This is a genomic window from Labrys sp. HAY1-8F (assembly GCF_056754975.1).
The window spans coordinates 630046-644124 of sequence record NZ_JBPGWZ010000001.1 but is presented as its reverse complement, the minus strand read 5'-3'; the positions used below and the strand labels follow the sequence as shown (position 1 = coordinate 644124).

The 14079-nt window shown below is 59.0% G+C and carries 14 protein-coding genes and 1 pseudogene; 9 read left to right on the top strand and 6 right to left on the bottom strand.

What is annotated here, in order from left to right; genetic code table 11:
- The first annotated feature begins 131 nt into the window (after positions 1-131).
- Positions 132-830, top strand: a complete 699-nt coding sequence (locus tag ACR9ZN_RS02970) for a response regulator transcription factor (protein WP_481271320.1) — start codon at positions 132-134, stop codon at positions 828-830.
- 224 nt (positions 831-1054) lie between these two features.
- Positions 1055-1318 (top strand): hypothetical protein, encoded by a 264-nt coding sequence (locus ACR9ZN_RS02965; RefSeq protein ID WP_481271319.1) that lies wholly within the window; start codon positions 1055-1057, stop codon positions 1316-1318.
- 116 nt (positions 1319-1434) lie between these two features.
- Here ACR9ZN_RS02965 and ACR9ZN_RS02960 read toward each other — a convergent pair whose 3' ends face one another.
- Positions 1435-1845: a hypothetical protein gene (locus tag ACR9ZN_RS02960; protein WP_481271318.1), complete on the bottom strand. Its 411-nt coding sequence runs from the start codon at positions 1843-1845 to the stop codon at positions 1435-1437.
- 333 nt (positions 1846-2178) lie between these two features.
- Here ACR9ZN_RS02960 and ACR9ZN_RS02955 point away from each other — a divergent pair, with 333 nt between their 5' ends.
- Positions 2179-3438 (top strand): flavin-dependent oxidoreductase, encoded by a 1260-nt coding sequence (locus ACR9ZN_RS02955; RefSeq protein WP_481271317.1) that lies wholly within the window; start codon positions 2179-2181, stop codon positions 3436-3438.
- Between the two features lie 496 nt (positions 3439-3934).
- On the top strand, positions 3935-4933 hold the full coding sequence (locus tag ACR9ZN_RS02950) for an extracellular solute-binding protein (protein WP_481271944.1): 999 nt from the start codon (positions 3935-3937) through the stop codon (positions 4931-4933).
- 423 nt (positions 4934-5356) lie between these two features.
- Here ACR9ZN_RS02950 and ACR9ZN_RS02945 read toward each other — a convergent pair whose 3' ends face one another.
- On the bottom strand, positions 5357-5530 hold the full coding sequence (locus ACR9ZN_RS02945; RefSeq protein ID WP_434960824.1) for a hypothetical protein: 174 nt from the start codon (positions 5528-5530) through the stop codon (positions 5357-5359).
- Positions 5531-5911: 381 nt separating this feature from the next.
- On the opposite strand from ACR9ZN_RS02945, the gene ACR9ZN_RS02940 reads away from it, so the two are divergent.
- Entirely contained in the window at positions 5912-6649 is a 738-nt protein-coding gene (locus ACR9ZN_RS02940) for an outer membrane protein (protein ID WP_434960825.1), read from the top strand.
- A gap of 151 nt (positions 6650-6800) precedes the next feature.
- On the opposite strand, the gene ACR9ZN_RS02935 is transcribed toward ACR9ZN_RS02940, so the two are convergent.
- Positions 6801-7019 carry a hypothetical protein gene (locus tag ACR9ZN_RS02935; protein ID WP_434960826.1) on the bottom strand — a complete coding sequence of 73 codons (219 nt, stop codon included), beginning with the start codon at positions 7017-7019 and terminating at the stop codon, positions 6801-6803.
- A gap of 307 nt (positions 7020-7326) precedes the next feature.
- Between ACR9ZN_RS02935 and ACR9ZN_RS02930 the strand changes: the two genes are divergently transcribed.
- A complete protein-coding gene (locus tag ACR9ZN_RS02930; RefSeq protein ID WP_481271316.1) occupies positions 7327-8286 on the top strand; it encodes a glycosyltransferase family 10 domain-containing protein in 960 nt (319 codons plus the stop codon).
- A 49-nt stretch (positions 8287-8335) separates the two neighbouring features.
- Here the strand turns inward: ACR9ZN_RS02930 and gntR are convergent, their stop codons facing one another.
- Entirely contained in the window at positions 8336-9388 is a 1053-nt protein-coding gene (gene gntR, locus ACR9ZN_RS02925) for an HTH-type transcriptional regulator GntR (protein WP_481271315.1), read from the bottom strand.
- Between the two features lie 373 nt (positions 9389-9761).
- Here gntR and ACR9ZN_RS02920 point away from each other — a divergent pair, with 373 nt between their 5' ends.
- The 3 genes and pseudogenes from ACR9ZN_RS02920 (at position 9762) to ACR9ZN_RS02910 (ending at position 12149) form a co-directional block, all read left to right on the top strand.
- On the top strand, positions 9762-11072 hold the full coding sequence (locus tag ACR9ZN_RS02920; RefSeq protein WP_481271314.1) for an MFS transporter: 1311 nt from the start codon (positions 9762-9764) through the stop codon (positions 11070-11072).
- 439 nt (positions 11073-11511) lie between these two features.
- Positions 11512-11685 (top strand): annotated as a pseudogene (locus ACR9ZN_RS02915) (DUF1062 domain-containing protein); the annotation flags it as partial.
- 62 nt (positions 11686-11747) lie between these two features.
- Positions 11748-12149 carry a DUF1062 domain-containing protein gene (locus tag ACR9ZN_RS02910; RefSeq protein WP_481271313.1) on the top strand — a complete coding sequence of 134 codons (402 nt, stop codon included), beginning with the start codon at positions 11748-11750 and terminating at the stop codon, positions 12147-12149.
- 98 nt (positions 12150-12247) lie between these two features.
- On the opposite strand, the gene ACR9ZN_RS02905 is transcribed toward ACR9ZN_RS02910, so the two are convergent.
- Both ACR9ZN_RS02905 and ACR9ZN_RS02900 read right to left on the bottom strand, forming a co-directional pair.
- Positions 12248-13771, bottom strand: a complete 1524-nt coding sequence (locus tag ACR9ZN_RS02905; RefSeq protein ID WP_454818018.1) for a sodium:solute symporter family protein — start codon at positions 13769-13771, stop codon at positions 12248-12250.
- A 4-nt stretch (positions 13772-13775) separates the two neighbouring features.
- Positions 13776-13982 carry a hypothetical protein gene (locus tag ACR9ZN_RS02900; RefSeq protein ID WP_434960831.1) on the bottom strand — a complete coding sequence of 69 codons (207 nt, stop codon included), beginning with the start codon at positions 13980-13982 and terminating at the stop codon, positions 13776-13778.
- Positions 13983-14079: the final 97 nt, after the last annotated feature.

Sequence of the window (14079 nt, the reverse complement as noted above, 5' to 3'; positions counted from 1 at the left end):
GCTGGAACCGCGCTATGCCCTTATCTTCGTCGGCGCCTCGCAAGCCAACCGCTCCGGTCGCCGACGAGCAGCACGCCGTTCCCGCGCCGATACCGCAACATACTGCGGGGCAACTCCCGCTCGATCACAGCGTGCCCGTTCCAGCCGTGCAGATATATCGGGATACCAGCGCACATGTCGTTGTCATCTGCGCCAATGCCTTGACCCGGACCTGCCTCATGCATTGCCTGACAGGCTCTGAAACCGGATTGGTGGTGGAGGGTTACGCCGACGTCGAAGAGTGGGGCAGGCGGGGGCAGGGCGCCTCCATCGCATTGCTGTGCGTCACCGGTACACGGGAGACGACAATCGCCGTCGAGCGAATGGTGAGGCGCGTTCTTGCCGTCACGCCCGGTGTGCGGGTTGTGGTGATTTCCGACATGAAATCGGCAAGCGACGTTTCGAAGGCTCTGGAGCAGGGTGCCAGTGGCTTCATCGCCATGGATTCCAATGTCGATGTCGCCATCGCCGCCATTCGCCTGGTCCGCAGCGGCGGTGTGTTCGTGCCCTCCCACAGCGTGATGCAGTCTCGAACCGAGACCATGCCTTTGCCAAGTGGTGGGGGATCCTTGCGGGATCGGGTGACCGCAAAGCAGCTCGAGGTCGTCGGTCTGATCCGCAGGGGACTGCCGAACAAGCTGATTGCTGCTGAACTCGAGATGAGCGAGTTCACGGTGAAAGTGCATGTCAGGAACATCATGAAGCGTCTCAATGCGCGCAACAGAACAGAGGTTGTGGCCTTGACCAATACCTATTTTACGCGCGACTACGCGACGGATGATGGCATCTGAAACACGACCCTGCGGGTAGGGACGGCGGAACATCGTCACCAGACCGGGCGTTAGCCGAATTGGCCGCCAAATCGCGCTCCGGCAGAACCTAATACTCTATAACCTATTGTTATTAATAGTTTTTTGACCAGGAAAACGCCACCTCGCTGCAAAGAGCGGGGAATGCCATCTCGGCCCTCCGCAACAGGCCGGTGGGCATGGTCGTGATTCGAGGAGCATCGAGCATGACGCATCCACTTTTCAGCCTGTTGCGAACGCTGGATCAGCAGCAGCTTTGGTATGTGCTGGACCGACTGACGCCCGACTCGATCACCCTGACGGTGACGGCCGCCGACAGTCGGTTCGAGATCGACATCTACGAGAATGGGCGTGTCGAATATACGCATCCCCCGACAGGCGGCGAGACTGATCGGGCCAGCCAGGCATTGGAGGGGCCCCTCAAGCTGCTGGCCATCGCCGCACGCAGAGTCGCCCGGCCGGATCCGTAGACTTGAAGCATTTTTCTCCATAGTATCATACTTAATCTAGATGTTAATAAAATGTCTATAATATATTGATATCGCTTAATATTTATAGATATGAATCCATTCATCAGCAGTTCTCTCTAGAAGAACTGGCTGAGGAACACCGCCGCCTCGTCCGTGATGCCGATGATCTTGTTCGTCGCTTGCCGATAGAATTTGAAATTGAGCTCCGTGCCGGGGTGGCCGTCCTGCCAATTGCTGAGACGTTTGAGCTCGCGGCGCCCCAGTGGCCTCCGGGCAAGCGCGATGCGGCGCACGGCAATGCTCACGCGCGGGGTCTGCCGCAGGGTGTTCTGTTTCTTGGCAACCGCCTCGGCAGAGGTCACGACGCCACGGGCGAAAAGACCCTGGCCCCCCTCATTTTCACTCGCAAACAGGAAGATGATGTCGCCCTCAGCGATATGCTTGCCGCCATACATCGTCTTCTGTGCGGTGAAGCTGAGATTTTCCGCATCCAGGTCACGAATCTCGGCCTTGATCGCAAATGCCATGCTTCCACGCCTTGTCCTGACGCTTGGGGACCGCCCGTCCGTGCTTCCCGGCTTGCGCAACAGTGAAACCTGTCCGGTTGCCGTGCGCAAGGCGGTCGGCGACACTGGCGGGAAGGGCGACGGCTTTCGAGCTGGCGTATCCGGTCGAATGTCGGAAAAGTGCGCACTGCTTCGTCCTTGAGGCAGGTAACGATAGGAGAGCAGGAGGAATCATGCCCGAATTCGTCACTGTGAAGGCGAACCGAGCCAACTGAGACGGCCAGCGATGGTCTTGGATCTTGGGATGATAGGTTTCCTCATGCCAAATATGCATTCTGAATACGGAGCAGGATCATGAAGGCACTGATTGCGGGAGCTGGCATCGGTGGGTTGACCGCTGCTTTGTTCCTTCATCGGGTGGGAGTGGACGTCGAGATTTTCGAGGGCGCAAAGGATGTGCGTGAACTGGGCGTCGGCATCAACATGTTGCCGCATGCCGTCGGCCTGTTGACGGAGCTGGGGCTGATCGAGGAACTCGATGCCGCGGGCATCCGGACGCGCGAATTGATCTATGCGAACCGGTTCGGGCAGGTGGTGTGGCGCGAGTTGCGCGGCATCGATGCAGGTCTCGCCGCACCTCAGTTCAGCATTCACAGAGGCAGGTTGCTCGGCCTGATCCATCGCGCCGTGATCGAGCGGATGGGCCCGGCGGTGATCCGCACCGGATGCCGCGTGAATGGTTTCGAGCAAAACAGTAATGCCGTCATCGTTCACCTGTCGGACAGCCTCGGCAGGCCGACGCAAGCTGTCGGTGACCTGTTCGTGGGGGCCGATGGCATTCATTCGGCCGTGCGTGCCGCACTCTATCCTGGAGAGGGCCAGCCGATCTGGAGCGGCATCATGCTCTGGCGTGGCGCCACCCCCTGGCCGAAATGGCAGGACGGTCGCACCATGGCGATCGCGGGTGGAAACTCTGCCAAATTCGTGTTCTATCCAATTGAAAAACATGAACAAAACTCAGAGACGCACCTCACCAATTGGGCGGTGATGGCACGAGCAGGCCAAGAGAGGGTTCAGAGCTTCTCCCTGGGAAACTGGAGCAGGCCCGGCGTGCTCGAAGAAGTCCTGCCATTCGTTCGCGACCGCTTCCACCTCGACTATGTCGATCCCGTCGCAATCATCAAAGCCACGGACGCGTTCTACGAATATCCCAACTGCGATCGCGAACCACTGCCGCGCTGGTCGTTCGGGCGCGTTACCTTGCTGGGGGATGCAGCCCATCCCATGTATCCGGTCGGTTCGAACGGCGCGAGTCAGGCCATTCTCGACGCCCGATCCCTGTCGGAGCACCTCCGCGCCGCGAATACGATCGAGGCGGCCCTGGCGGCTTATGACGCAGAGCGACGCCCCAGCACCGCCCAGATCGTCCTGGCCAATCGCAAGGGCGGTCCCGAAGGCGTGATCGATATGGTGGAAGCTCGGGCGCCCGACGGTTTTGCCGATATCGAGGCCGTTGCAACCTATGAGGAGCGAGAGCGTGTCGTGCGTGGCTACGCCTCATTGGCTGGATTTGGGCGTCAAGCGCAACCCGATCCGCCATTTCCCTCGACCTGAAATATCAGATATCAATTTAACAAATTAATTCAAAAATTTGTTTCATATAATCAATTTCTGATTGGAATGGCGGGGAGGGGCTTTGTTCTCCCACACGGTCCGCGCTTGTCGCCAAGGCCTTTTTGGAAGAGCATAACCTGGGGGCATTGGGCATTTTGATATTGAGCTTCGTGCCGGGCTGGCCGCGATACCAGTTGCTGAGGCGTTTGAGCTTGCCGTGTCTGGGCAAACGTGACGCGGCGCACGGCCCGCTTACCTCTCGGATTTGGGGAACCAATAGACCGTCGAGTTCGTAGCCGATCCATCTACGCTGCTCTGGCTTGACCCAAAACGATCTGGCTGCACGCGGGGCCTGCGTCAAATAGGTCAGACTATATCTTCACAGTCATGCGCCGAGCCTCTGGACTGTTCGAGGCCCTCACGGCAGATAGATCGATGAATGTGTTGGAGGGAATCCCCTGTGTATTTGAAATGGTCCATCCCCAGATCGGTGCTGATGCTTCTTGCCATGACGGGCGTCGCTCATGCCGAAGGCGAGCTCAACATCTATAATTGGGGCAACTATACCAACCCCAAGCTCATCAAGAAATTCGAGGAGCAATACACGGTCAAGGTCACCATCACCGACTATGATTCCAACGATACGGCCCTCGCCAAGGCGCGCCAGGGTGGTTCAGGTTTCGATATCGTCGTGCCCTCGCAGACTTATCTGCCGATCTGGATCAAGGAAGGATTGCTGCTCGAAACCAATCCCGGCCAGATGGAGAATTTCAAGAACGTCACTCCGGAATGGGCGGATCCTGGTTTCGATCCCGGCCGCAGATATTCCGTGCCGTGGGCATGGGGTACGATCGGCGTCGTCGTCAATACCGAGGCGTATAAGGGCGACATCAACACCTGGGATATCATCTTTAAGACGCCGGACGAGCTGAAGGGCAAGGTCAACGTCGTTCCGGAGATGAAGGACGTCATTACGGCCGCCATCCGCTATGTCGGCGGCGAGCAGTGCACCGGCGACAAGCAGGTATTGAAGAAAGCCCGTGACCTTCTGACGGCCGCCAAGCCGAACTGGATCGCCATGGAATACAATGCCATCGAAAAGATGGGGGCAGGCGACTTCAAGGCCTCGTTGACCTGGAACGGGGCGGCCCTGCGCACGCGCCTGGCGCATCCCCAGATCCATTACGGTTATCCCAAGGAAGGCTTCACGTACTGGTCCGACAATGTGGCGGTGCTGAAAGAAGCAAAGAATGTCGACAACGCCAGGCTGTTCCAGAATTTCATGATGGATCCTGAGAACGCTGCACTGAACTCCACCTTCCATCATTACGCGAATGGCATCGCAGGCTCGGAAAAATACATGCCAGCCGAGATGAGGGACGCTCCTGAGATTGTCGTTCCCGCCGATGCCAAGGCCCATGGCACCGTGGCGCTGATGTGCCCGCCGGAGGTCGACGCGCTTTACAAGAAGATCTGGACCGAGCTTCGCAAGTAAGCACTCCAATCAAAGGCGGTGTCTTTGACACCGCCATCATCACACTGAACTTCCAAGGCGTTGCGCCTTGGAAAAGAGATATGTCCAATGAGGAGAGGTATGACCGTTTCAGCGGAGCGCTACAGGGAATTAATTCGCATAACATATCTTATGGAACATAATCCCATGCCTCCGGCCGGGCCAAGGGGCATTTTCGACAGATGGTCGTTGCCAAAGTCAATGTGCCCTGCATCCCCTCAAGCCGGTCCGGGCGTTCGAGATCGGGGCGCATCTAATCGGATGGCCTTGTCAGCACGAAGCTCGCGGTTCCGGCAGCAGAGATGTGAGTGCCATACTTGCTATACCGGCTCTGGCGCGCATCCGCTTGCTTGTAAATAGCGAGCGGAGACACGCTCCATGACGAGGATCGTCAAAAATGCGCGATCAGGTGTTGCCCAACATTGACAGGGCATTATCGGTGGACAATTCCTTGACTGAGAAGGACAGCACCTTGGGTGCTTCATAAGGGGCTCGGGCGACGAGAATGCCCGTCTTCTTGATAGTGGCCACGGGAGCGGCGCTCCCGGCATCGAGTTTCTTCGCAGCAGTGGCGGCCATCTCATACCTCATCATATATCGCAGCAGGCGGATGCCATTTAAACGCATAATCAATATTCATTAGGTATCGGATTAGAGTCTGTCAATCGATATGGCCGTTCGAAGCGACGATTATGAATGATCAGAGTGTATCTTGGTTAGACAATTCGAAAAATCCAAGCGCGTGGTGGATATTAAGCATGGAAAGGAGGTAAAATTTGACCGACAGTGCTGGTAATTGTTGCAATTTCGCCACATGTAATTCCGATAATGCGATATATTCCCTAAGGTAATTTATATTCTTTTGACTCGAAAACGCGACGTCCCCATAGCTTCTGAAATAGGAAAGTTTCAGCGCCAGCCGCTGGATTTTCGGTGAACACATGTGGGAGAGAACAATTTATGTTCAAGGCAGTTTTCGTACCGACCGTGATGGTCGCAGCCTTGGTTGCCGGCGGCGCTGACGCTGCCGACCTCGCACCGCGACCGGTCGAACCCGTCGCTCCCGTCTATACGCCCTATGACTGGTCCGGTCCCTATATCGGCCTGCATGCGGGCTATGGCTGGGGCCGCGAGAACGACAATTATTCCGAGAACGGCCCGCTCCTGCCCCCTACCCCGGCCCAGACCCAGTCGGTTGCTGATCATTTCAATATGAATGGCTTCGTGGGCGGCGCTCATGCCGGTTACAACTACCAGATCAACCAATTCGTGATCGGTGGCGAGGTGGATATCGACTACGCCGATCTCAAGGGCAGCCATCGCTACAGCTATTATGGTGGAGGCTGGAGCGGCCGCCTGCAGATGAAGAGCGAGTGGCAGGGCTCGGCCCGGCTGCGCGCCGGCTACGCTCTCGACAACATCCTGCTCTACGCCACGGGTGGTATCGCCTTCGCCAACGGCAAGCTGTCGGATTCCGGCCAGTATTTCGGCACCGCCTACGGCACCAGCGACACCAACACCCATATCGGGTGGACCATTGGTGCCGGCGCCGAATATGCCTTCACCCAGAATTGGATCGGCCGCTTGGAAGTGCGCTACACTGATTTCCAGAAAAAGCGCTATGTCGTGACGGACCCGAGCGTCAAGGCCGGCTGGAATCAGACCACCGTCAATCTCGGCATCAGCTACAAGTTCTGATACTCATCAGCCAGAATGCAAACAAGGCCCGGCGATATGCCGGGCTTTTATTTCTGCGCCCTGCAGCCAGATCGTGAGAATAGCGGCAGGGGGCGGCAACACTCTGCAAAACGCTCTCCTTACCACCTCCCCTTTGAACGCCATAAGGGCCCTATTTGGTAAGAACCTCCTGAAACTGCTCCTCCAATTTGGCAACTCGATCGACGAGATTGATCGTGCCGTGGACGTGAGTTTCCAAGATGGAGACGATCAGAGAGTTGAGAGAAAGGCCCTTGAGCTTCGACTGTCCTTCGAGGAGCTTTCGCAGTTCGGGATCCATGCGAAGCCCAAATGGGCTGATTTGCCGTTTCGGGACGATGTACTTAGGCATGTATCCTCCTCATTCTTGGAAGAACCTTACCGGGGCCCCGAAACAGAGCGAGTCACCAATTAGACTTAACGCAACGGCACCCTGGCGAACCCCACGATGGTTCCAAGCTCTTCAGGCGAGGCGAGTGCCCGTCCTTCCTTTGGATAAACGCGGCTTGATCGCCGCGGCCCCAATCGATCAATCGCAATGATTGCCTCCTCACAAAGGAGCGCGATAATTACGTAACGTAATATAAAAGAGACATTGGACAAACAAATATAATTTCGTAACTTAAGTGACTGGCTCGAGAAAATGGACTTTTCCCTGCGTGCTGATCCTATTCTATGATACCCTCTGGGGAGCGCCGCTCGATTTGCCCGGGCCTGTTGAGGGAATCGAGTTCTCGACGGATCGTGGCCTTTTTAGCGCTGCCGACGCAGTCGTCTTCCATCTGCCCGAATGGCGGTTCAAGCGGACGCCGACCGCTGGGGCGGGCGAAACGCCGCCAGAAAAGCGCCCAAGACAGCTTTGGGTCGCTTGGTCCATGGAGTGCGAGCAACACTATCCATTCATGTCCGACCCCAATTTCATGGCGGCCTTCGATCTCACGATGACTTATCGACGAACCGCAGACGTCACGTTGAATTACGCGAACCCTCATGGTGACATCGCCGCCATGTATGAAAGCTTTCGTCGGCCGCCGTCGCATTACAAAAAAAAAGACGCGCTCGTAGCTTCCTTTATTTCCAGCCGGTTCGATCAAAGTGGCAGATCTGGCTATCTCCAGGACTTAGCCCAGTACCTAGCAATTGATTCCTATGGCCGGTTTATGCGGAATCGCGTCCTTGATCCTGATCTTGGACGTAGGAGCAAACTGAAGACGATTGCCGACTACAAATTCACCATTGCATTTGAGAATGCCTGCGCCGAGGACTACGTCACCGAAAAATTCTTCGACCCACTTTGGGCGGGATCCGTTCCGGTCTATCTCGGCGCACCTAATATCGAGGAATTTGCTCCGGGAGATCGGTGTTATATTGATGCCAGTTTGTATCCTGACCCGCAGTCCCTGGCAAAATACCTCTTGGAATTGGCGTCGGACGACCAAGCATATAACGCCTTTTCCAACTGGAAAACGAAGCCGTTCCGCAAGACTTTCGAGGATCTACTGACAGACTATACGACGCACTGGTCACAGCGCCTCAGTAAATGTGTAAAGGAGCACCTCATTTCTCGAATCAAATACGATTCGCCGATCGAAATAGATGCGACTGGGTTCTCGGAATAGCAATGACACGAGGAATTGGAGCCGAGGCGGATCGAGGTACCGGCAACCATCAGGGCGGAGCCGTTATGCTCATATGGCGCGCCGTGCTCTCCCGCGTGACCAACTCGTAACCCAGATCGATCAGCCGCGGCTCGATATGCTTTCCGCCAATCCTGTCGATCAACATCCTCATGGCTTTCCTGCCCATATCTTCTCGGTGGGTTCTGACGCTGGTGAGACCGGGATTCGCGACAGCCATGATGTCCAGATCGTTGAAACCGCAAATGCCGAATTGCTGGGGGACGGCAATACGGCGACGCTGAGCTTCGAAGAGCACGCCGACCGCAAGGTCGTCATTGTTGCAGAACACGGCATCGGCGTCGGGCGCTCGCGCCAGCAATTCGGACATCAACTCGCAACCCAGCGACACGGTGGATGGCCTGGGGGTCGTGACGATGAGCTTTTCATCGAGCAAGCCGGCTTCGTCCAGCGCTTGGATGAAACCTTGAAGGCGCCTCTGCGTGCGCGGATCCATGCGCGCACCCAGAAAAGCGATCCGCCGGTATCCGCGCTCCACCAGATGCCTCGTGGCAGCGAATGCGGCGCGATGGTGCGAAAACCCGACCATCATATCGACAGGGTCGTGGCCGACCTCCATGATCTGGACGATCGGGCACTCGGCCTGCAGGAGCTGCGCACGGGCCGCCTCCGATTGATCGATGCCGGCCACGACCAAGCCGGCCGGGCGCTGGCTGAGGAACACCCGGAGCAGCCTTTCCTCTTCGATAAGGGAATAGCGGGTATTGCCCAACTGTACCCGGAAGGCGGTAGCCTCTGCCTCGGCATAGACCCCACGCATCACATCCGCGAAAACATTGTTGGTCACTGACGGAATCAGCACGCCGATGACATTCGTCCGAGCCGAAGCCAGCGCGCTCGCTGCAGGATCGGGCACATATCCCAGATCGTCGACGATTTGCTGAATGCGTTGCCTGAGCTCATGCGAAACGGATTGCGGATTGCGAAGGGCGCGCGACACGGTGATAGCGCTAACTTCCGCAGCCTCGGCAATCTCGACCAATGTTATGCGTTTCTTCCCTGAACGTTTCTTGGGTCTTTTCATGTCGAAGGCCCGTCGCTGTTTTTTCGATGCAAAGATAGACCTTGCAAAATGATTGCGCAATCACTAAGGAGTTCGACCAAAGTTGAACGGGAGGAAAATGTGGCAGGACCGGCATATAGGCTGGTTATGAGCCTCTTTGATGCCGGTCGGCAATTCTTGCGCGCCGGGAAGTGTGATCACCTTTCAATACTCGTCTAGACACCCCGCCTTTCTCCAAGAAGGCAGGCGAATTTACGCTGACTTCATCTCCAGGACTTGGATCCTGCTCTCGGCTCGCCACCTGTGCGAACCGCTCTCGAAATGGAACTGCGGCCATTCGGAAAGGTCGTGACGAACGCCACGAACAAACGCCTACGGGAGGAGGAACCCGATCATGCATACGACACCCGCTAGTTCACCCGCGCGGGGTGGCAGTCAGAAAGCGCCTCCTGGCGCCTCACGCACCCGCTATATCATCCTGACATTGTGTTTCGCGGGCCTGGTCATCAACTATCTCGACCGGGCCAATATGAGCGTGGCGCTGCCCTATATCGATGCGGATCTCGGCCTCAATCTTACTAATACCCAGAAGGGACTGATCCTTGGCGCCTTCTTCTGGGCCTATGACGGGATGATGCTGATCGCGGGCTGGTTCACCGACAAGGTCGGCTCGCGCCGGGCCTTTACCATCGCGGCGATCTGGTGGTCGATCTTCACGGCGCTCACCCCCCTCGCCCGCAGCTTCTGGGGCTTCTTCGCCTTCCGCTTTGCACTGGGCGCCGGCGAGGCGCCGGCCTATCCGGCGGCAACCAAGGCAGCTTCGCGCTGGTTTCCGGTGGGCGAGCGTGCCTTCTCCACCGCAGTGATCGATTCCGGCTCGCGGGTCGGCACGGTGCTCTCATTGCCCATCGTCACCAGCCTTCTCGTCGTAGCGACCTGGCATTATTCCTTCGTGATCCTCGGCATGGCCGGCATCGTCTGGGCGCTTGTATGGTATTGGTACTATCGCGATCCCGTCGATCATCCCGATGCCAACGACCTCGAGCGTCAATACATCGCCGACAATGGCGGACGCACCGAGGCCAATGACGACAGCGAAGCCACCAAGATCCGCTGGTCGCAATTGTTCGGCTACCGTACGGTCTGGGGCATGATGCTCGGCTTCTTCTGCCTCAACTTCGTGATCTACTTTTTCCTCACCTGGTTCCCCGACTATCTCAAGAACGCCCGCGGCCTCAATCTGAAGGAACTGGGCACCCTCGGCATGCTGCCGGGTCTTGCCGCGGTGGTGACGGCCTGGATCGCCGGTGCCTATGCCGATCGCCTGATCCGTGGCGGCGCCAACGTTACCACGGTGCGCAAGGTCGTGATGGTCGGCGGCCTTTTCGGGCGGGGCCGCTATCCTGCCCGCCGCCTTCGCCTCCTCCATCTATCTGGCCCTATTCTTCCTGGCGATCTCCTATTCCAGCCTGGCGATCGCCGCGACCGGGATCTGGTCCCTGCCCGCCGACGTGGCGCCAAGCTCGCGCCATGTCGCCTCGATCGGAGGCATCCAGAACTTTGCCTCCAACATTGCCGGCATCATCAGCCCCTTCATGTTCGGCTTCCTGCTCGACATGTTCCATGGCGATTATACGCCCGCCTTCGCCCTGGCGGCCGGCTTCGCCGTGCTAGGCGCCTTTTCCTACGCCTTCATCGTCGGTAAGGCGGAACCTCTGCCTCTGCCGGAGAATGCAGGCCGCTGATTGGCGGGCTCCCCGGCAATCGGACTTCGTCACAGCCGCCGCGCATCTTCGGATTGCGCGGCGGTTTCTCTTTGCAGTTTCATCACCGGCCAGATTGCCAGGACGCCCCCGGCCGGCTAAGCAATCCGCCAGCAAGCGTTGGGGCGCCGAGGTTCGATTTTGCCTAAGTAAATACCGGTCTCTTCCTTTCCATCCCATCGCCTGGGCGGCCAGCCGGCAACCCGGCGGGTAATCGTGTTCACCGGGTGGTGGTCCGAGACCGGTCTGGCTTGTCCGAATGTGCCATGCACACAGGCCGCTGCCCCAGCTCCCTCCCCAGCGAACATCGCCATACCGTGCCCGTAACGGGCCTCTCCGATCGCCATCTCGTTGGACTTCCTTACGGAAGACCGAGACGGTATGTGCAATCTTCTCAGGGTCCGCTGGACCGTCACGCCCCGAAGCCCCCCTGAACCCTGGCTGGCCTGCACCGGATGCGGCATCGCCCGCCCCTTCCGTTGCAGCGGCAAGGCAAGGCTCAATGCCAATGGCCGACGGCTCGATGCCTGGCTGATCTATAAATGCCCGGTTTGCGACAAGAGCTGGAACAGGCCGCTGTTCGAGCGCCGGCCCGTGCAGGGGATATTCCTCCGGACATGCTCGCCGCGTTGCAGACGAACGACCCGATTTGGATTGGTCGCCAGGCTTTCGATCTCGCAGCCTTGCGCTCGCACGCCTTCCATATCGAGGAATGCGCCGAGGTCGACGTCACCAAGCGAGTGCTCGACCGGCCAGATGGCTGGTCCATCCTGCATGTCGAACTCAGTGTCGACCTGCCAGCGGGAATTCGCCTGGACCGCCTCCTGGCGCGCGAACTCGGCCTGTCGCGAGCAAGGCTGCAATCGCTCCACCGCCAGGAACGGTTGCGCCTGGAACCCGGCCGTTCCGACGCCCTGCGCAAGCGCGTGGCAGATGGCGCCTCAATCACGCTCAACCTTGCCGATGAGGCGGACCAAACGATGATCGGCGATGCGGCCTCGGGACATTCAAGGCCGTAGATAGCTGCCGCCTTCATGGCGGGCGGAACCACGTCTGCCCGGGGCTCGGCACGAGGCCCCCACGCCGGAAACTTGCGGCGCGGGGGTACTTCATACCATCAGATCGGCCGCGGCCGCGGCTGCGCTTTGCCGGCCGGCAGATCATCGCCCGCCTCTTCCGCCGCGCCATCAAACAGCCGGCCGATGCGCCGGCGCTCGGCCTCATTCTGTGGCAAGGCGTAGGACAGCGCGACATAGACCAGCGTGTTGACGATGAGGCCAACCACCCCCGAGGTCATCCCCGCCAAGGCTGGAATGGACACGGGGTAGAGGAACTGCAGTACCACGGCCACCGAAAAACCAGCGACCATGCCGCTGGCGGCACCCGCCGCGTTGCCCCGGCGCCAGAAGATGCCGAGATAGAGCGCCGGGGCGAGCTGGACGATGCCTTGATAAGAGGCGAGCGCCAGAGTGAGCAGGCCGGCAGTGACATTGGCGGTCGCCACCGCCCCGACCACCGCCAGCAAGGTAGCGATGACGATGGTGATGCGCGCGGTACGGGTGTTGGTGGCCTCATCCGCGCCGCCGACATGGATGATATCCTGGGCGGTATGGGTGCCGACCGCAGCGGTGATGGCGTTCACATTGCCCACCGTGGCGGCGAACACGGCCACGCCCGCCAGCGCCAGGACGAACGGCCCGCCATGCCCGGCCGCCAGGAACCAGACATTGTCCGGTGCCTTCGCCACCTCCGGAAGCTGGGAGGCCAGCATGCTCATGGTCAGCATGATGGCGAGGAACACGAACATGAACGGCGCCGCCTTGAGGGCGGAATTGCGCACCGCCTGGGCACTCCTGGCCGTGAACAGGCGCACGAAGATATCGGGCCAGCACCACGAGCCCATCGCGCCGGTGAACACCAGCGAGAAATAGTAGAGCGGGCCGAGATCGCTGTGCAGGCCCGGCAGGCTGGCAAAGCTCTCCGGCAGGCCGGCAAAGCCCAGGCCCTGCGACATCAGCCAGACGATCAGGCCGAGCGCCACCAGCCCGCCGATGCCATAGGCGAAGATGCCCTGGATCATGTCCGAGATCACGATGCCGCGCATGCCCAGCCGCACCGTCCAGATCTGCCGGACGGCCAGTACCGCGATGCCGACGAATACCGCCATCGTCGGCGCAACGGCACCGAAGGACAGATAGGAGAAGACGAGGCCAAGCGACTGGAAGGCGAGTACCAGCCAGGGAAAGGCCGAGATCACGCCGATCACGGCGGCAATCACGCGCACGCTGGTGGAATTGTAGCGCATGCCGACGAAATCGGCCTGAGTGCGCAGGTTGAATGCCTTGCCCCAGTCGAACACGCGCTGCGCCATCAGGAACATGAACAGCACCGCCAGCAGCGAATAGGAGATCACATAGTAGCCGATCACCCCGGCTGAGGCGGAAAGCCCGGCGAAGGCGATGAAGATCGTCCCGGGCAGCCAGGTGTTGAGGAAGGCCATGGTCTGGAACCATGACCCGAAGGAGCGGCCGGCCACCGCATAGTCGGTGAAGTCCCGGCCCTGCTGGCGGGTGCGCTCCAGCACCACGACGACGCCGATGAAGAACAGGGCCAGCAGCCCATAACCGATCAGGAAGTCCATGCCCCTATTCCTCTTCCCGGTCCGGGCTCGCCCGATGCAGATAGGTGAGGCTGACGACCAGGAACAGGCCGCTGCCCATGAAGAAGAACATCGCCATGCCGAGACTGCCGCGCGCCATCGCCAGATGGATCGGCGGAAACAGCATGATGATCAGGTTGAGCCACAGCAAAAGGCGGCGGACACGGCCAAAGTCAGACGCTTGCCTTTCCATTTCGTCCTCCCATCTCGATATTCTCCTGCTGGGTGGGCGGCGCGCCGTCGAAGCCCTTGGCTGGGCTTCCGCACGCACCATTCTTGTTGTTCTTCAC